18 protein-coding genes and 2 tRNA genes are annotated in these 17,528 nt (G+C 75.1%); 9 read left to right on the top strand and 11 right to left on the bottom strand.

Going from position 1 to position 17,528, the window contains the following annotated elements; translation table 11 throughout:
• Positions 1 to 53: 53 nt before the first annotated feature.
• Positions 54 to 142: transfer RNA gene (locus CCE01nite_RS08160), tRNA-Ser, on the bottom strand.
• Positions 143 to 315: 173 nt separating this feature from the next.
• On the bottom strand, positions 316 to 1,593 hold the full coding sequence (locus tag CCE01nite_RS08155) for a threonine/serine exporter family protein (protein WP_034628851.1): 1,278 nt from the start codon (positions 1,591 to 1,593) through the stop codon (positions 316 to 318).
• Between the two features lie 137 nt (positions 1,594 to 1,730).
• Between CCE01nite_RS08155 and CCE01nite_RS08150 the strand changes: the two genes are divergently transcribed.
• Positions 1,731 to 2,012, top strand: a complete 282-nt coding sequence (locus CCE01nite_RS08150) for a DUF427 domain-containing protein (protein WP_034628813.1) — start codon at positions 1,731 to 1,733, stop codon at positions 2,010 to 2,012.
• Between the two features lie 198 nt (positions 2,013 to 2,210).
• Here CCE01nite_RS08150 and CCE01nite_RS08145 read toward each other — a convergent pair whose 3' ends face one another.
• Positions 2,211 to 4,145, bottom strand: a complete 1,935-nt coding sequence (locus CCE01nite_RS08145; RefSeq protein WP_034628816.1) for a cytochrome c biogenesis protein DipZ — start codon at positions 4,143 to 4,145, stop codon at positions 2,211 to 2,213.
• Positions 4,146 to 4,444: 299 nt separating this feature from the next.
• Between CCE01nite_RS08145 and CCE01nite_RS21290 the strand changes: the two genes are divergently transcribed.
• From CCE01nite_RS21290 to CCE01nite_RS08130, 3 genes are all read left to right on the top strand, one after another.
• Positions 4,445 to 5,614 (top strand): helix-turn-helix domain-containing protein, encoded by a 1,170-nt coding sequence (locus CCE01nite_RS21290; protein WP_170223951.1) that lies wholly within the window; start codon positions 4,445 to 4,447, stop codon positions 5,612 to 5,614.
• A 130-nt stretch (positions 5,615 to 5,744) separates the two neighbouring features.
• Entirely contained in the window at positions 5,745 to 6,419 is a 675-nt protein-coding gene (locus CCE01nite_RS08135; RefSeq protein WP_141372163.1) for a fasciclin domain-containing protein, read from the top strand.
• Between the two features lie 186 nt (positions 6,420 to 6,605).
• Complete coding sequence (locus tag CCE01nite_RS08130) at positions 6,606 to 7,292, top strand: GOLPH3/VPS74 family protein (RefSeq protein WP_141372162.1); 687 nt, start codon at positions 6,606 to 6,608, stop codon at positions 7,290 to 7,292.
• A 129-nt stretch (positions 7,293 to 7,421) separates the two neighbouring features.
• On the opposite strand, the gene CCE01nite_RS08125 is transcribed toward CCE01nite_RS08130, so the two are convergent.
• Complete coding sequence (locus tag CCE01nite_RS08125) at positions 7,422 to 8,357, bottom strand: anti-sigma factor (protein ID WP_141372161.1); 936 nt, start codon at positions 8,355 to 8,357, stop codon at positions 7,422 to 7,424.
• Positions 8,354 to 8,956, bottom strand: coding sequence for an ECF RNA polymerase sigma factor SigK (gene sigK, locus CCE01nite_RS08120; protein WP_281282371.1), 603 nt, complete (start codon positions 8,954 to 8,956; stop codon positions 8,354 to 8,356). The genes CCE01nite_RS08125 and sigK overlap by 4 nt, the downstream gene beginning before the upstream one ends.
• A 279-nt stretch (positions 8,957 to 9,235) precedes the next feature.
• Between sigK and CCE01nite_RS08115 the strand changes: the two genes are divergently transcribed.
• The 3 genes from CCE01nite_RS08115 to CCE01nite_RS08105 all read left to right on the top strand — a co-directional run bounded on the left by CCE01nite_RS08115 (position 9,236) and on the right by CCE01nite_RS08105 (position 12,492).
• On the top strand, positions 9,236 to 10,876 hold the full coding sequence (locus tag CCE01nite_RS08115) for a tetratricopeptide repeat-containing diguanylate cyclase (RefSeq protein WP_084142596.1): 1,641 nt from the start codon (positions 9,236 to 9,238) through the stop codon (positions 10,874 to 10,876).
• Between the two features lie 80 nt (positions 10,877 to 10,956).
• Positions 10,957 to 11,844 (top strand): phytanoyl-CoA dioxygenase family protein, encoded by an 888-nt coding sequence (locus CCE01nite_RS08110; protein ID WP_034628351.1) that lies wholly within the window; start codon positions 10,957 to 10,959, stop codon positions 11,842 to 11,844.
• A 45-nt stretch (positions 11,845 to 11,889) separates the two neighbouring features.
• Complete coding sequence (locus tag CCE01nite_RS08105) at positions 11,890 to 12,492, top strand: YdeI/OmpD-associated family protein (protein WP_034628348.1); 603 nt, start codon at positions 11,890 to 11,892, stop codon at positions 12,490 to 12,492.
• A 39-nt stretch (positions 12,493 to 12,531) separates the two neighbouring features.
• Here the strand turns inward: CCE01nite_RS08105 and CCE01nite_RS08100 are convergent, their stop codons facing one another.
• Positions 12,532 to 13,209, bottom strand: coding sequence for a slipin family protein (locus CCE01nite_RS08100; RefSeq protein ID WP_034628344.1), 678 nt, complete (start codon positions 13,207 to 13,209; stop codon positions 12,532 to 12,534).
• Between the two features lie 500 nt (positions 13,210 to 13,709).
• Here CCE01nite_RS08100 and CCE01nite_RS08095 point away from each other — a divergent pair, with 500 nt between their 5' ends.
• Both CCE01nite_RS08095 and CCE01nite_RS08090 read left to right on the top strand, forming a co-directional pair.
• The gene (locus tag CCE01nite_RS08095; RefSeq protein WP_034628340.1) at positions 13,710 to 14,546 is read left to right on the top strand and encodes an alpha/beta fold hydrolase; all 837 of its coding nucleotides are present in this window, start codon (positions 13,710 to 13,712) and stop codon (positions 14,544 to 14,546) included.
• Positions 14,539 to 15,135 (top strand): TetR/AcrR family transcriptional regulator, encoded by a 597-nt coding sequence (locus tag CCE01nite_RS08090; protein ID WP_034628338.1) that lies wholly within the window; start codon positions 14,539 to 14,541, stop codon positions 15,133 to 15,135. The genes CCE01nite_RS08095 and CCE01nite_RS08090 overlap by 8 nt, the downstream gene beginning before the upstream one ends.
• A 152-nt stretch (positions 15,136 to 15,287) precedes the next feature.
• Here the strand turns inward: CCE01nite_RS08090 and CCE01nite_RS08085 are convergent.
• The 5 genes from CCE01nite_RS08085 to CCE01nite_RS08065 form a co-directional block, all read right to left on the bottom strand.
• Positions 15,288 to 15,377 (bottom strand) — tRNA-Ser (locus CCE01nite_RS08085).
• A gap of 68 nt (positions 15,378 to 15,445) precedes the next feature.
• Positions 15,446 to 15,865, bottom strand: a complete 420-nt coding sequence (locus tag CCE01nite_RS08080) for a PIN domain-containing protein (RefSeq protein ID WP_034628335.1) — start codon at positions 15,863 to 15,865, stop codon at positions 15,446 to 15,448.
• Positions 15,866 to 16,080: 215 nt separating this feature from the next.
• Positions 16,081 to 16,692, bottom strand: a complete 612-nt coding sequence (locus CCE01nite_RS08075) for a GTP-binding protein (protein WP_034628332.1) — start codon at positions 16,690 to 16,692, stop codon at positions 16,081 to 16,083.
• A complete protein-coding gene (locus CCE01nite_RS08070; protein ID WP_034628329.1) occupies positions 16,673 to 17,050 on the bottom strand; it encodes a DUF742 domain-containing protein in 378 nt (125 codons plus the stop codon). The genes CCE01nite_RS08075 and CCE01nite_RS08070 overlap by 20 nt, the downstream gene beginning before the upstream one ends.
• 7 nt (positions 17,051 to 17,057) lie before the next feature.
• Positions 17,058 to 17,507, bottom strand: coding sequence for a roadblock/LC7 domain-containing protein (locus tag CCE01nite_RS08065; protein WP_034628326.1), 450 nt, complete (start codon positions 17,505 to 17,507; stop codon positions 17,058 to 17,060).
• Positions 17,508 to 17,528 lie beyond the last annotated feature (21 nt).

The raw sequence follows: 17,528 nt of genomic DNA, 5'->3' as shown, positions 1-17,528 counted from the left end.
GTGCCCGGGACGCAGATCGGCCCCGGACCGCGTGGTCCGGGGCCGATCAGAAGCGGAGACGGTGGGATTTGAACCCACGGAAGGGTTGCCCCTTCACGACCTTAGCAGGGTCGCGCACTAGACCTGGCTATGCGACGTCTCCAGGCTCGCACAGGGTACCTGCCCGGCTCGGTGCGCGGCAAAGCGGTGAGGACGGGCCCGCCGAGCCGCCGCTGAGCACCCGCCGAGCACCCGCGGAGCGCCTTCCGGACAACCGCCCCGCTCCGCCCCCGGGCGCCGCCGGGGCCCGCGCCGGCCGGCGCCGCGGCACGTCGCTCAGCGCTCGTACGCCCACGTCCGGTCGGTCAGCATCCGCGCGACCGCGAGCCCGATCGAGATCGACACCACGACGAGCCCCGCCTGCACGGCGTACACGAGCGCGTCGGTCGTCTCGCCGTTGGAGAGGTGGAAGACGGCGCGGTAGGCGGTGACGCCCGGGACCATGATGACGACGGCCGGCACCGAGATCGTGATGCGCGGGACGTGCAGCCGGGGCGCGACGACGGCCGCGAGCAGCCCGACGACGAGGCACGCGGCGGCGGCCGACGCCTGCGCGACGACCCCGGAGTCGACCAGGACGAGCCGCAGCACGTTCGCGACCATCCCGACGGTCGCCGCGCCGAGCGCCATGGGCCACGGGCTGTTGAACATGAGCGCGAAGCCGAGCACCCCGAGGAAGCTTGCGGCGAACCGCAGCAGGAGCAGGACGCCCGGGTCGAGCGCCATCGGCGCGACCGGGTCCGGCGAGAGCCCGACGACCTCCGACACGCCCCACAGCGCGAGCGCGGCCGACGTCAGCAGCATGAGCGCGTGCACGAGGCGGGCCGTCCCCGCGGAGAAGTCGAGCCGCGCGAGGTCGAGCGCGCCGGTCACGAGCGCGAAGCCGGGGATGAGGAACAGCACCGCGGAGACGTACCCGGCCTGGTGGTGGGCCTCCGTCGCGCCGAGCTCGAACAGCACCTCGACGAACGCGAGGTACCCGACGCACGCCGTCGCGGCGGCGAGCATCGTCACCCCGAACTGGTTGAAGCCCCGGTGCAGCAGCGCGCGCCGGACGAGCTGGCCGAGCCCCGCGCCGAACGCCACAGCGACGATCTCGACGGGGCCGGCGTTGTTGAGGAACGCGAACGCCGCGCACGCGACGGCCGACCACAGCGCGTTGAGCAGCGCCGGGTACAGCGGGGGGCGCGACGCGATGTCGTCGAGCGCGGTGTTCACCTCGTCGACCGTCGCGAGCCGGCCCCGCTCGGCGTCGGCCTCGAGCCGCGACGCGAGGACCTCGAGGCGGGACAGCCGGTCGGCGTTGATGCCGATCGTGCGGACCTCGGCGACCTCGGTGCGGAAGCTGCTGCCGCGGTGCGAGGTCGTCGTGATCTCGGTGAGCGTCACGTGCGCCTCGTGGCGGTCGACGCCCAGCGCCCGGGCGACGCGCGCCATCGACGCCTTGACGCGGTAGGAGCCGGTGCCGGCGGACAGGCTCAGGCGCCCGACGCGCAGCGCGGCGCCGGACTGGCGGATGAGCTCGAGCTCGTCGTCGGCTGGCTGCGTGGGCACCGGACCATCATCGCCGCCCGCGCACCGCGCCGGCAGGACGTCGATCCCGGGTCGCCGTGCCGCCGGTGCGACGTCGGCCACACCGGGGCGGTCGTCGTCCCGTTGTCGGACGGCGGGACCGGGCGCATGCTGGCCCCATGCGCGCAACCTTCAACGGACAGACCCTCGCCGAGAGCGACGCCACCGTCGTCGTCGAGGGCAACCACTACTTCCCGCCCGAGTCGGTCGACTGGGAGCTGCTCGAGGCGACCGACACCCACACGACGTGCCCCTGGAAGGGCGTGGCGAGCTACTGGTCCGTCGCCGACGCGGGCCCCGAGGCCAAGGACGTCGCGTGGGCGTACCCGGACCCCAAGGACGCGGCGAAGGAGATCACGAACCACGTCGCGTTCTGGCGCGGGGTCGTCGTCGAGCCGTAGGCGTCGCGCCGCAGCCGTCGAACCGCAGCCGGTCGAGCGCAGGCGGCCGGGCTGCGGACGGACGACGAGCGGGCCGGCGCGGTCCACGACCACGCCGGCCCGCTCACCGCTGTCCGGAGGACGCCGCTGTCCGGAGCACGCCGCAGCCGGGAACCCGGCCGCACGTGCCGGGCGCCCTGCGCGTCCCCGGCGCCCCGGTCACCCGAAGGTGAACGAGTACGCCGCGAGCCCCGCGGGCACCTCGACCTCCACGGTCCCGGTGACGGGCCCGTCGGCGGACTCGAGCAGCGGGTAGAGCGTCGGCGCCCCCGCGACCTCGACGTCCCGCTCCTCGACGACCCGGCCCTCCTCGTCGCGCACGGTCGCGTGCACCGTGCCCTCCCCGCCGAGCACGAGGAACACGTCGTTCGCGGTGAACCTCAGCCGCAGCCGCGCGTCGGCGCCCGCGGTGGCTGCCTGGTAGTCGGTCGTCCACTCGCCGTCGAACGCGAACGAGTCCGCGGGCTGGCGGTCCGGGAACGTGTACGTCCCGATGCCCTCCTGGTACTCCTCGCCGCCGAAGTTGAACCGCTTGCCGACGCTGAGGAACGTCTCGGGCGTGATGCCCTCGGCCTCGGGCGTCGTGTCGACGACGTCGGTCGGCGCCGGCAGGGCGACGCCCGGGTCGGCGTCCTCGAGCAGCTCGCGGATCATCGCCTCGGTCGCCTCGTAGTTGCCCTCGCCCTGCGAGATGTGCCGGACGACGCCGTCCGCGTCGATGAGGTAGTGCGCGGGCCAGTAGCGGTTCCGGTACGCGGTCCACGTGCCGTACGCGTTGTCCTGCGCGATCGCGTACTCGATGCCGAGCCGCTCGGCGCCGTCGACCACGTTGCGCGTCTCGCGCTCGAACGCGTACTCGGGCGTGTGCACCCCGATGACCTGGAGCCCCGCGTCGCGGTACGCCTCGTCCCACGCGACGACGTGCGGGACGGAGCGCTGGCAGTTGATGCAGGAGTAGGCCCAGAAGTCGAGCAGCACGACCTGGCCCTTCAGGTCGGCGAGGTCGAGCGGCGCGCCGCCCTCGGTGTTGAGCCACGTGTCGATGCCGCGCAGCGCCGGTGCGGGTCCGCACTCCTCGAGCTCGGTCGCGCCGTCGGTGCAGTTCGCGAGCTGCTCGTTCTCCGCGGTCACGAGGCCGCCGAGGTCGAGCTGCTGCTGCACGGTCTCGTTCGCGGCGACCCGGTCCTGGAGCGCCTCGGTGTACCCGGGCAGGGCGCGCTGGATCGCGTCGGTGACGTTGAACGTCAGCGCGAGGGCCAGCGCGAGCATGAGCACACCGCCTGTGGCGCGGATGCCGCGCTGGTGCTCGCGGAACGCCTTGACCCGCTCGGCGACGCGGCGGCCCGCGAGCGCGAAGACGAGCAGCGGCAGCGCGGCGCCGAGCGCGAAGGACACCGTGAGCACGACCGTGCCGACGCCGATGTCGCCCGTCGCGCCGGCCACCGTGATCGCGGCCAGCACCGGCCCGGCGCACGGCACGTAGACCGCGCCGAGGCCGAGGCCGAGCAGGAAGCCGCTGCGGTTGGCGGTGCGGTTCTTCCGGGGGGCGAACCGCTGGAACGGCCGCTCGAGGATCTCCTCGAACCGCGGGACGAGCAGCCCGACGCCGAGCAGCGCGAGCACGACGATGCCCGCCCAGCGCAGCAGGTCCTGCGGCAGGTCGAGCAGCGCGAGCACGAACGACCCGAGCAGGGTGAACAGCGTGAAGCTCGTGACGAGGCCCGCGATGACGAGGTACGGACGCCACGCCTCGCTCGTGAGGCCGCGCCGGGGACGCGCGCCGGCAGCGCCGTCACCCGTCGCGCCGACGCCGTCGTCCCCCGTGCGGTCGACCGCGGCCGACGCCCCCGCGACGCGCCCGGCGACCGCCGCCCCGGCGCCCGTCCCGAACGACGGCTGGGCCATCGCCCCGACCTGCAGCCCGGCGAGCGCGGGCGTCCGCACGACAGCGGGCCCGGCCCCACCCCCGCCGCCGCGGGCGCTCTGCACGCCGCCCGAGAAGAAGATGACGGGCAGCACCGGCAGGATGCACGGCGAGATCCCGGTGATGAGGCCGCCGACCAGTCCGATCAGCGCGAGCGTGAGGAGGTCCATGACCGCCGTTCGGCGCGACGGGCGGTCCGGATGGGTCCGGCCGCCGGTCACCGCCGCCCCGCGCGTCGACCTCACCCGCTCGGCCGCGGGACCCGCGGGCTCGCGACGCCGCCGCCACCGGGACACCGCGCGACGCCACGCCGCCCGATCTGTACGGATTCGTCCCACGTCCGTACCCTCGTCCCGTGCCCACCGCGCCGTGCCACGTCGCGGCGGCGCGCACGACGACGGACCACGACGCACGGGTGACCTGAGGCGTCCGGCGCGCGGCCGGAGCCCGCCGCCGTCGAGGGAGACCGATGAGCACGCCCGCCACGACCCACGCCCCGCCCGCACCCGCACCCGCGGCGGTCACCGCCCCCGCCGGCGCACCCGCCGCCCCTCTCTCCCCCGCCGAGCAGGCGGCCCGCCGCGCCCGTCAGCACGCGACGGTCGTCGCCTCGCTCGCCGCGGTCGTCCCGACGCTCCTCGCCGCGCAGGGCATGGCGAGCGTCGCGATGGACGTGCTCGGGTTCACGCTCGTCGCCGCGGTGGGCCTCGCCGGGTTCCTCGAGCTCGCGCTCGTCAGCTCCGCGCTCCTCGCGCGCGCGTCGGCGCTCGCGGGCCGGCCCGGTGGCGCCGACGCCGCCGCGGTGTGGGCGGTCTCCGCGGTGTCCGGCCTGCTCGCGGGGACGCACGAGTTCGTCGGCCCCGAGGTCGACGGCGTGCGGTCGTGGGAGAGCGACCCGAGCACACTGCTGGCCGCCGGGGTGCGCGTCGTCGCCCCGCTCGTCGCGGCGTGGCTGTGGGAGCGGGTCCTGACGGCCGCGCGCCGGGAGCACGCCGACCGGACGCTCGTCGAGGTCCGCCGCGACCGGCGCCTGCTCGCGGTGGCCCGGGCGGCGCTCGTCGTCCGCCGGCTCGAGGAGTCCGGGCACGCGCAGGGCCGGCGGATCCGGTGGGCCCGCCGGCGGCTCGACCGCGCGCACGTCGCGGCGCTGCGGGCCGTCCCGCCCGGCGCCGACCTGCCGACCGTGCTCGCGGCGGTCGGCGCTGTCGACCTCCTGCCGACCGCGACCGGGCTCGGGCGGTTCCCCGGCTCGGGCGCCCACGCGCTGCCCGTCGAGACGGCGCCGCCGGCCGGCTGGCGCGCCCCGGCACCGGAGACCGCGCTCGTCGACGACGGGGCCGAGATCACGGACACCCGCCACGTCGGCGCGTTCGGCAGCCCGGTGGGGCCGGTCGGCGCCGGGTTCACCGACACCCACACCGCGCAGCGCCCGGTGGTCCGGGCCGCCGAGGGGGCCATCCGCGAGGCGGCGATCCGCCAGCTCGCCGCGTCCGGCCTGTCCCAGCGCAGCATCGCCGCACGCGTGGGCGTCTCGAAGTCGACCGTCGCGCGCGTGCTCGGCGCCGCGGTCGAGGTCTCGCAGGAGACCGGCGCCCTGCCGCTGCTCGCGCACCGTGTCCCGGCCGGCGCTGAGCGGTAGAAAAAACTTCTGCACATCCGACCCATCCGCTCCGCCACCCGCTCCGAATCCCCCTCGAAGGTCCCGCTCCGGCGGGACGTACGAACATCCGGTGGGGGCACCCGCACCGGACCTCGAGAGGGAGAGTCCGATGATCAGCACCAAGCGCACCCAGTTCGCCGCCCTCGGTTTCCTGGCGGTCGCCACGCTCGGCCTGTCCGCGTGCAGCTCCGACACGGCGGCCGACGAGACGGCCGGCGCCGAGGCGACGGCCGAGGAGACCATGAGCCCCGAGCCCATGGAGACCGAGGACGAGATGATGGCGGACCCGGCCGCGAACCTCGTCGGCCCCGGCTGTGCGGGCTACGCGGAGACGGTGCCCGACGGCCCCGGCTCGGTCGTCGGCATGTCGCAGGACCCGGTCGCGGTCGCCGCGTCGAACAACCCGCTCCTGACCACGCTCGTCTCGGCGGTGTCCGGCCAGCTCAACCCCGAGGTCAACCTCGTCGACACGCTCAACGGCGACGAGTTCACCGTCTTCGCGCCGGTCGACGACGCGTTCGCGAAGATCGACGCCGCGACGATCGAGACCCTCAAGACCGACACCGCGCTGCTCTCGAGCATCCTCACCTACCACGTCGTCCCCGGGCAGCTCTCGCCCGAGATGGTCGTCGGTGAGCAGAGCACCGTCCAGGGCGGCATGGTCGACGTGACCGGCTCGGGCGACGCGCTCATGGTCAACGGCGCGAACGTCATCTGCGGCGGCGTGCAGACCGCGAACGCCACGGTCTACCTCATCGACACGGTGCTCATGCCCACGAGCTGACACCCGGCACCACCCGCCCGGCGACGGGCACCACGGACAGGCGAGGCCCCCGCTCAGGGTACGGAGCGGGGGCCTCGCCCTCGTGCGCCCGGGCCGGCGTCGTCCCAGGTCGCCACGGCGTCGTCTCAGGTCGCGACCGTCCGCACGGCCCTGTCCGGACACCCCGGTGCGTCCTAGCGTGGGCTCATGATCCTCGCGGAAGACGTGCTCCTGCTCCTGACCGACGACGTCACCGGCAAGCCGGTCGTCGACACCACGCGGCTCGACCTGGCGCTCGCGGGCGCGGTGCTGCTCGACCTCGCGACCGCCGGACGCGTCGACGTGAGCGGGCCCGGCGAGCCGGTGAAGCCGGGCCGCGTCGTGGTGCGCGACCCCCGGCCGACCGGCGACGGCGTCCTGGACGAGGGCCTGCGCCGCATCGCCGCGAAGGGCCCCCGGAAGCCGGCCGCGGTCGTGCCGGAGCTCGCGAAGAAGCTCCGCCCCGAGCTCCTGGCGCGGCTCGTCGAGAGCGGCGTGCTGCGGCTCCAGGAGGGCAAGGTGCTCGGCATCTTCCCGACGTCGGCGTGGCCCGCCGTCGACCCGGCGTATGAGGACGGCCTCCGCCGCGGGCTGCACGACGTCCTCGTCGTCGGCCGCACCCCCACGCCCCGCGAGGCCGCGCTCGTCTCGATGCTCCAGGCCGTCGACCAGGTCCCGCGCGTGCTCGGCGACGTCGGCGTGCCCAAGCGCGAGCTGCGGCAGCGCGCGAAGGCGGTGGCGCAGGGCGGGTTCGCGGACGCCGCCGTCAAGGGTGCCGTCGAGGCCGTGAACGCCGCCGTGATGGCGGGGGTCATGGCCGCGACGGTCGCGGCGACGAGCGCCGCCGGGAGCTGAGCCGCGGCGCTGGGCGCCGCCCGGCTGCTCTGGGCGGCGCTGCGTGGCGTGAGCGGCGCTGGGCGGCGTGAGCGGACGTGGGCCCGCGCGAGCCGGCGGGGACTGCGCGAGCCGGCGCGCCGGTCCTCGTCAGGCCTCGGCGGGGGCCAGCACCACGACCGGGTCGGTCGTCGGCTCCTGCGAGCCGCCGGCCGGCTCGACCGTCACGGCCAGCGCGTCCCCGGGCGTGAAGTCCTCGGCGAGCCCGCGCAGCGCGCCCGACTCGTCGGGCATGACCACGTCCGGCAGCGGGACCCCGTCACGGATGATCCAGAGCTGGTACTCCTTGCCGGCGCCCGGGTCGTCGAGGCCCGTCGCGGTGAACAGCGCCTGGTCCGCGCCGAGCACGCCGACCGCGGTGCCGCCGCCCTCGACGTCGGCGCGCACGACCTCGGTGCCGGGCTCGGCGAGCAGCTCGGCGAGCACGCGGGCCTGCTCGCTCGCGCGGCGGGCCTCCTGGTTCTGCTGCCACGCGAACACGCTCGGCACGGCGGCCGCCCCGAGCGCGGTCGCGGCGACGGCGAGCCACGCGGTGCTGCGGCGCGGGCGGCGTCGGTCGGCGAGGTCGGTCACCCCGCGGTCGGCGGGGCCGGACGAGCCGGCGGGGTCGGACGAGGTCTCGGGGTCGGACGAGGACGACGCGGGCGCCGTCGAGCCGGGCACGGCCGGACCGGGCAACGTCGAGCCGGGCACGGCCGGACCGGGCAGCGTCGTCCCGGCCGTCGCCGGGCGGGCCGCCGTCGGCGCGTCGTCGCGCACCCCCCGCGCCCCGACCTGCGGCGTCGAGCGGATCGCGTCGAGCACGCTCGCCCGCACGTCCGCGGGAGCGGGCGCCCGGACGGCCGAGCCCAGCAGCGCGGCGGTCGCGGTCAGCTCGGCGAGCTCGCGGGCCGCGTCGGCGTCGCGCTCGACGAGCCGCTCGACCGCGCGGCGCTCGACGTCGTCGACCGCGTCGAGCGCGTAGGCGCCGAGCAGGTCCCGCACGTCGGAGGTCCCGGCCTGGCCGGGGCCGTCGGTCGCGCTCATGCGGCCACCCCCAGGCAGTCGCGCAGGCGGAGCAGCCCGTCGCGGATGCGGGACTTCACGGTCGCGAGCGGCGCGGCGAGCTCGTCGGCCACCTCGCGGTACGTGCGCCCGCCGTAGTACGCGAGCGTGACGGCCTCGTGCTGCGTCGGCGTGAGCCCGTCGAGGCAGTGCCGCACGCGGGCGCGGTCCATGTTCTCCTCAACCTCCTCGGCGACGACGTCGAACGGCCGCTCGACCTGCTCGTCGAGCGCGCGCTGGTCGCGGTTGCGCTGCGCCTGCACGGCGCGGACGCGGTCGACGGCCCGGCGGTGCGCGAGCGTGAGCGCCCACGTGCGGGCCGTGCCGCGCGCGGGGTCGAACCGGGTCGCGGTCCGCCACACCTCGACCATGACCTCCTGGAGCACCTCGGCGGCGTGGTCCCGGTCGCGCAGCACCGCGAGGCAGGTCCCGAACACGCTCGCCGAGAGGGCGTCGTACACCTGCGCGAACGCGGCCTCGTCGCCCGCGGCGGCGCGCAGGAGCAGCTCCTCGGTGGTCTCCGGCTCGTCGGCCACCGGCTCGGGGGCCGGCAGCGCGGGTCCGCCCGGGGTCGTGGTCACGAGCGACAGTGTGCCCCACGCCTGCGCTGTGCGGCGCGGCCGCACGGCGGGTGCTCGGGTCGGGGACATCGTCGCTGCTCCTCCTCGGGGCGGGGTCGAGCAGGGTTCGGAGCGGAGCCGCCTGCGGATGGCCGGGCGCCGGGTGACGTGCTCCACGTCCCCCGGACGGGCGACCCGGCACGCCCCACCCCGGCGCGTGGCACGGCACGTGACGAACCTGACAAGCGTCCAGGAGTGTCGGAACGTTCACCTCGGCCCCGTCCGTGCCGATCCTGTGGCATGACGTGCGTCGAGGGTGCGGACGAGGTGACCGGCAACACCGGCGCCCTCGTCACCGTGCCCGCGACCCCCACCACCGCACGCGACGCCGCGGAGATCGCCCGCGCGCTCGACGTGCTCGACGACCAGCGCGGCAACGACCTCGTCGCGATGCTCGCCCGCGCCGTCGAGCTCGAGCAGGCCGCCCGTGCCCTCGGGAACGTCGAGCTCCTGTGGCGCGCGCGCCTCGTCCGCGCCGACGTCTTCGAGCGCCAGGGCCGGCTCGCCGAGGCCACGCGCATCATGTGGCAGGTGCACGACTACGCGACCGACCACGACCGCGCGCGCCTGCTCGCGCGCAGCCACCTCGGGCTGTCCTGGGCGTTCCGCGACATCGGGGACCACGCGTCCTACCTCGAGCACTCGGTGAAGGCGCTCGACGCGCTCGACGACGACGCGCCACCCTCGATGCGCGCGCACTACGTGATGCGCCTCGCCGACGCGCTCGACGAGTCCGGGTCGATCGAGGAGGCCCGCGCGCGCTACACGCAGGCCGAGCAGCTCGCGGTCGAGGCGGACGACGTCGTGCGCCGGCTGCGCTGCCTGAACAACCGGGCGTACGGGGAGTACGCGGCCGGCGACTTCGCGCTCGCGCAGGAGACCATCGACCGCCTCCTCGACGTCAGCGCGCGCCACGGGATGCCGCTGGGGTCGCACGTGTGGGACACCCTCGCGCGCGTGCAGATGGGGCGCGGCGACCACGCGGCGGCCGTCGCGAGCGCGCGCCGGGCCCTCGAGGAGAACGGCAACCTCGGGACGCGCGAGATCACGGCCGACGCCGAGTTCCTGCTCACGCTCGCGACCGCGCTGCGCCTGCTCGGGGACCACGACGGCGCGCAGGAGACGCTCGACCGCTGCCGCGCGCTGAGCGACGCGCACGGCCTGCGCTACCGCATCGCGCAGGTCGAGGAGGAGCAGGCCGAGATCCACGCGGCGCGCGGCGACCACGAGCGCGCGTTCCACGCGTACAAGCGGTTCCACGCGCTCGAGAAGGCGCTCGTCTCCGAGGAGCGCGAGGCGCAGGCCCGGCTCCAGCAGGCGATGTTCGAGACCTCCGAGGCCCGGCAGGCCGCCGCCCGGTTCCGGCACGAGTCCCTGCGCGACCCGCTCACGCAGCTGCTCAACCGCCGCCACGTCGACCAGACGCTCCCCGGGCTGCTCGTCGACAGCCGCGCGCAGGGCCTGCACCTCGCGGTGGCGCTGATCGACCTCGACCACTTCAAGCGGGTCAACGACACGTTCTCGCACGCGGTCGGCGACGAGGTCCTCGTGCAGGTCGCGGCGCTGCTCGACGAGGTCGCGGACGGCGTCCCCCTGCCCGGCTCGGCGTTCGCCGCACGCCTCGGCGGCGAGGAGTTCCTGCTCGTCGTGCAGTCCGCGACGGGCGAGGCCGTCGTGACGTACCTCGAGGGCCTGCGCCGGGCCGTCGCGGACCACGACTGGTCCGCGCTGACCCACGACGTGCCGGTCACGGTGAGCATCGGGCTGGCCGTGAGCCACGACGGGGACACGCAGCGCACGCTGCTCGCGCGCGCCGACACGCTGCTGTACGCCGCGAAGCACGCGGGCCGCGACCGCGTCGCGACCGACCCCTCCGACTGACGCGCCCGCGCACACGTGCCTACGCTGGTCCCCGGGCCCGCGCACCGGCGCGCAGGCGTTGTCGACCGGGGGGTCGGGGCATGACGACGACAGCAGCACAGCACGGCGCGACGGAGCACCGCGCCGAGGACCTCAGCCGCGAGGTGTACGAGCAGGGCATCGCGGTCGTCCGCGGCGCGTTCCCGCCCGAGTGGGCGCGCGACCTCGACGTCGACCTCGCGCGTGAGTTCATGGAGGCCCTGCGCACCCCGGGGGGCGTCGCGCCGCGCGGCTGGAACCGGTTCTACTTCGAGCCGTACGCCGAGCGGGTCCGCGGGTTCTGGGACCTCGCGAGCCACCCCGTCGTCACGTCGCTCGCCGAGCACATGTTCGGGCCCGACTGGCAGGTCGTGGAGCTCGGCTGCGACGTGCCGCTGCCCGGCGCCGAGAACCAGCCGTGGCACCGCGACTTCCCGATGCCGGCGGCGACGCGCGACGAGCACCGCCTCACGTCGATCGCGGTCAACGCCTCGGCGGTCGACGTGGTCGACGGCCCGTTCCAGGGGGTCCTCGGCACCCACCTCGAGGTCGGCGAGGACTTCGAGGGCGCGATGTTCCCGCCCGACGAGCGCACGCCCGACTACGACGCACGGCTCCAGGCGTTCTTCGCCAAGGGCGGCAACTTCTCGGTGCGGTCCGGCCTCATGCTGCACCGGGGCTCCGCGATGGGGAACGGCTCGCGCATGCGCCAGGTCATGATCCTCGGCATCGTCTCGCCCGAGGACCGCGCGATCGTCGACCGCCTCAAGGACCCCGCCGACCCGCACCCGCCGCGCATCCGCCTCTCCGCGGAGGCCTGGGAGCGCGTCGACCCGGCGCTGCGCCCGCACCTGAGCCACGAGATCGTCGCGGACACCGAGGCCGGGCTCCCGCCGTACCGGACCGAGCACTCGTTCGAGGGTCTGAAGATGGACCAGCGGAAGTCCTGACGCCTGCCGGGCACGCGTGTCGGACCGGCACGGCACGATGGGCGGATGGCCCCTGACCTGCCCGAGCTGCTCCTGCCCGACGCCGAGACCTGGCGCGCGTGGCTCGACGAGAACCACGCGACGTCCGAGGGCGTCTGGCTCGTGCTGCACAAGAAGGGCGGCACCGTCACGACGATCACGTACGCGACGGCGCTCGACGAGGCCCTCTGCTACGGCTGGATCGACGGGCAGGGCCGCGCGCGCGACGCGGAGTCGTCCTACCAGCGGATGACGCCGCGCCGGGCGCGCAGCCGGTGGTCCGCCCGCAACGTCCAGCACGTCGCGCGGCTCGAGGCCGAGGGGAAGATGCAGGAGGCGGGCCGCGCGCAGGTCCGCGCCGCCCAGGCCGACGGCCGGTGGGAGGCCGCGTACGAGGGCCCCAAGAACACGGTCCTGCCCGACGACCTCGCCGCGGCGCTCGCCGCCGAGCCCGCGGCCCAGGCGTGGTGGGACGTGCTGACCTCGGCGAACCGGTTCGCGTGCATCCTGCGGATCACCGGCGTGAAGCGCGCCGAGACCCGGGCCCGCAAGATCGCCGAGACCGTCGAGCGCCTGAGCCGCGGCGAGACGCCGTACCCGCAGAAGCGTCGTCCGGAGGGGACGGCCTGACGCACGGCGCCCCCGCGCCCCGCGCCGACCCGCGAGCCGTCAGCCGCCCGTCGCCACCGCACGCGCGACCGCCGGGTCCGCGGACAGCACGACCGTCGCCCCACCGGCCTCGACGACCTGCAGCGTGCGCAGCTGCAGCAGCCCCGGGTTCGACCCCACGAGCTTCGCGGCGTTCGCCAGGGCACGCGTCACCGCGACCTCGGTCCGGGCGCGCTCGAGCGCCGCGAGCCCCTGCGCCCGCGCGGTCACGACCTCGGCCGCCGCGCGCCGCAGCTCGGCCGGCACGACGACGTCCCGCAGCGCGACCTCGTCGACCTCGAGCCCCAGCCGGACGGCCGTCGGCGCGACGGCGGCACGCAGCTGCGCCGGGACCTCCGCCCGGTCGGCGAGCAGCTCGTCGAGCGTCCGGGTCGCGACGGCGTCCCGCAGCGCGAGCTGCAGCGCCGCGTGCAGGAACGCGTCCGGGTCCTCGACCGCCTCGTGCCACGTCCGCGGGTCCACGACCCGGACCGTCGACGTCAGGCTCACCTTGACCGCGATCCCGTCGGCCGTCAGCACCTCCTGGAGCGGCACGACGAGGAGCCGCGGCCGGACGGCGACCCGCACCGTCCGGTGCCGGAGCCACGTCACAGACCGACGGCCGGGCTCGAGCACGCCCACGAACCGCCCGTCCCGGTACACCAGCACGCGTTCCCACTCCTGCACGACGACGTTCATCGCTCGACCCTCCTCCCGTCCGGTCCGGCCGACCCTCGGCTCGTCCCGCTGCCCCGGGCAGCGCCACCGCGTCGATCGCCGGCGCGCGGTCGGCCGGCAGCGGGGGACGTCCCGAGCACGCCCGGCGTCGCAGACCGCCACCGCCCCGGTGACCGCGCGCCGGACGACCATCGGGAGGTGAACCCGGGCGCGTGAGAGGCGCTGCATCCCTGTGCAGTGCTCGCAGGCCGTTCGCGCAGGGCCCGCGACGGCGACGCCGTCCGGCTGCCGACCAGGAGCGTGCGCGAGCGTAGGGCGCGCGGGTGCTCCGTGGCCCGAGGTTTTCCGGGTCGCCGATGTGCGGCAGGCGTACGCCCGGCGGGAGGCGGCGGCCGTCGGACCAGATGCTCGGCCGGCCCGTCCCGGACCCGGGCTGAGGAGCCCGCTGCGCCGGACCCCTTGACGGCGGTGGCTACTCGCACTAGCTTTCAGTTAACGCGCTTAGCCACCTGGAGGACGACATGACCGAGCACCTCACCCTGGCCGGCGGGACGATCGCCTACGACCTGACCGGCGACGGCCCCCTCGTGGTCCTCGCGCACGGCATGGGCGACACCCGCCGCTCCTACCGCTTCCTCGTCCCGGGCCTGGTCGCGGCCAGCTACCGGGTCGCCAACGTCGACATCCGCGGGGCCGGGGAGTCCAGCACCGGCTGGGACGGCTACAGCCGCACCGACGTCGCCGGGGACCTCGTCGCCCTGGTCCGCCACCTCGGCGGCCCCGCCGTGCTCGTGGGCCAGTCGCTGAGCGGCGGCGCCGTCGCGATCGCCGCCGCGTCGGCCCCCGACCTGATCACCGGCGTCGTGCAGCTGGCCCCGTTCACCCGCAAGCAGACGATCTCCTTCGGCGGGCTGGTGACGGTCGCCCGGTACCGGACGTCCTCCACGCTGCTGACCCGGGTCGGTCTGTTCGGCAGCCTGCCCGCGTGGGCGGAGTACCTCGACCTGGCCTACCCCACGAAGCCGGCCGACTGGGCCGAGGAGCTGGACCGCACGAGGGCCGGGCTGAGCGAGCCCGGCCGGATGAAGGTGCTGCAGGCCATGGGCCGCACCGCCCCCACCGACGCCGGCGCCCAGCTGCCGAACGTCGCCTGCCCCGTCCTGGTCGTCATGGGGAGCCTCGACCCCGACTGGGCCGACCCCCGCGCCGAGGGCGAGAAGATCCTCGCCGACCTACCGGCCGGGCTCGGGGAGCTGGCCGTCATCGACGGCGCCGGCCACTACCCCCACGCCCAGACCCCCGAGCAGGTCCTCGCGCTGGCCCTGCCCTTCCTGGACCGGACCCTCGCCCGTGCCTAGGGCCGGCCTGACGGCGGACTCGGTCACCGGGGCGGCCGCCGACCTGGTGGACGAGGTGGGCCTCGACGGCCTGAGCATGGGCCTGCTCGCCGAACGGCTCGGGGTCCGGGCGCCCTCGCTCTACAAGCACGTCACCGACAAGGCCGCCCTGGAGCACCGGATCGCCGTGCTGGCCATGCACGAGCTGGCCGACGCGATCCGCGACGCCACCCAGGGCCTGTCGGGCAAGGACGCGCTCGTCGCCGGCGCGCAGGCCATGAGGACGTACGTGCTCGCGCACCCCGGCCGCTACGCCGCGGGGAACGCCGCCCGGCTCACGGGCCTCGACGACCCGCTCCTGCCCGCGGTCGACCGGGTCATGACGTCCTGGACGGCCATGCTCCACGGCTACCGGCTCGAGCCCGCACAGCAGGTCCACGCGCTGCGGATGATGCGAAGCATGATGCACGGCTTCGCGTCGCTGGAGGCGATCGGCAGCTTCCAGCTGGACTCCGACGTCGACGAGAGCTTCGCCTGGATGACCGGTTTCCTCGACCGGGGGCTCACCGCGGCCACGGACCACCGGAACGCCGCGGAGGCACGCACATGAGCGACGTCGTCAGTGCGTCAGCCACGAGCTCGCGCTCTCGGAGGGCTCGATCACCGTGGTCGCACGCGACTTCACGGCACGCTGGTCCAGCAGACCGAAGCCGGGCCCGGAGCACGCGTAGCGCGTGCATCTGACCTGCACCTGCGCTGCTGCGGAGGGCAAGGGATTCGAACCCTTGAGGATGAGTTCATCACCCTAACGGTTTTCAAGACCGTCGCTTTCGGCCGCTCAGCCAGCCCTCCCCGCGCCGCCGGACCCGCACGGCGCGGGCCCATTGTGCCAGTCGTCCGGCCGCCGGAGCCCGTGCGGATCAGCTGTCGCTCTGGGTCCACCACCCCGGCCGCCGCCCGGGCGAGACGACCTGCAGGCCCTCCTTCGCGGCGGTGCGCGCGAGCTTCCCGTCGTAGGTGGCGATGCGGTCCACGTCGGGCTCGGTCAGCGCGACCCCGAGGTGCAGCGCCTGGAACGGCGTGAGGCCCTTCGCCCGGGTCACCGCCGCGCCGAACGCCTGGTCGGAGAACGGCACGACCCGCAGCCGCTCGGTGACGCCGTGCGCGACCGCGCGGTCCGCCGAGCCCTTCCACGCCGCGGCGCGCCGCAGCTCGTTGACCCCGAGCCTCGTGGTGAGGAGCTCGGCCTCCCACACCGCCGCCCACGCGCACCAGTCGCCGGTGCTCGTGGCGTCGATGAGGTACCTGCTCAGTGCTGACCCGTCGACATACACACCCATCTGCGCGAGCCTACCGACCGCGGGGACGCTTCCGGACGAACCGGACACGCCGGGCGGGCGCCCGGCCTGCGCGCGGGCGCCCTACGTGCGGGCAGGAGCGCGACGAGCGAGCGGCACCACGGCAGGCGACCGGCAGGCGCGCCGCACCGCCCGGACACGCCACCGGCCGGCCCTCCGCGAGGAGGACCGGCCGGTGGTGAGGTCGAGCGCGGGCGTCAGGCGCCGCGCAGCCGCTCCATGGCGAGCTGCACGAGCGCGATGAGCGCCTGCTTGGTCGCCGCGCGCGAGCGGGCGTCCGTGTAGAGGACCGGGACGTGCGCCGGGATGGCGAGCGCCTCGCGGACGTCGTCGAGCTGGTGCTTGGCGACGCCGTCGAAGCAGTTGACGCCCACGACGAACGGGATGCCCCGGCTCTCGAAGTAGTCGACGGCCGGGAAGCACTGGTCGAGGCGGTCGGTGTCCACGAGGACGACCGCGCCGATCGCGCCCCGCACCAGGTCGTCCCACATGAAGAGGAAGCGGTCCTGGCCCGGCGTGCCGAACAGGTAGAGCCACAGCGCACCCGGCAGCGCGATGCGACCGAAGTCCATCGCCACCGTCGTGGTGGTCTTGCGGTCGGAGACCCCGCCGGCGTCGTCGACGCCGACCGAGTGCTCCGTCATCGCGGCCTCGGTGTTCAGGGGCTCGATGTCGGAGATGGACCCGATGAAGGTCGTCTTGCCGACCGCGAAGCCACCGGCGACGACGATCTTGACGACTGTGGGCGCGACGCTGCCTGGAGTGCCCGCCGGGGCGGCCACTGCGGCGTCAGAGGGCGGAAATGCCATTGAGAACACTCTCCAGCACGCTCAGGGACAGGGCGGGGGACTGACCGGTGTGAACCTCTACCGGCTGGGACGTGTGCACACGGATGTACTTCGCGTCCGCGAGGTCGGAGACCAGGACCCGCACCACGCCGAGCGGCAGGTGCAGGAGGGCCGACAGCTCGGCGACCGAGATGTAGTTGTGTGCAGCGTGCTGCAGGATCGCCCGCTTCTCGGGGGGCAGCCCCTGGCTCGTGACGGCACCGGGCATGACCTCGACCAGCGCCTCGAGAGGCAGGTCGGAGCGTGCCGAGCGCACGCGGCCACCGGTCACGGCATAGGGCCGGACCGTCCTGGCCTCGTACTCGATGTGGTCGCTCATCGCGTCCTCACGCCACCGGTGTCCGGGTGGCGCCGTCGACGGGCAACTGGCCGCGCATCTCGCTGATGAGCTGCGGGGTCAGGGTCGCCTCGGTCCGCGAGACGAGCATCGCCATCTCGTAGCCGATGAGGCCGACGTCGCAGCTCGCCTCGGCGACGACCGACAGCACGGAGCCGTTGGAGACGCTCATCAGGAAGAGGAACATGTTGTCCATCTCGATGATGGCCTGCCGCACCTCCCCCGCACGCAGCTGACGCGCTGCGCCCCGGGTGAGGCTCGACATGCCCGAGACGATCGCCCCGAGCTGGTCGCCGCTGGTGCGGTCGAGCTGGTCGGACATGGCCATGAGAAGACCGTCGGCGGACACGACCAGCGTGTGCCGGGTGCCGGGCACGGTCCGGACGAAGTTGTCCAGGAGCCAGCCGAAGTTGGCTGCCTCGGTGCTGAGCGCTGTCACACTTCCTCCTTGCGGTGGCAG

Source organism: Cellulomonas cellasea (assembly GCF_006538745.1).
GTDB lineage: Bacteria > Actinomycetota > Actinomycetes > Actinomycetales > Cellulomonadaceae > Cellulomonas_A > Cellulomonas_A cellasea.
The sequence above is the reverse complement of the archived record's forward strand: the minus strand, read 5'-3'. Positions and strand labels throughout refer to the sequence as shown.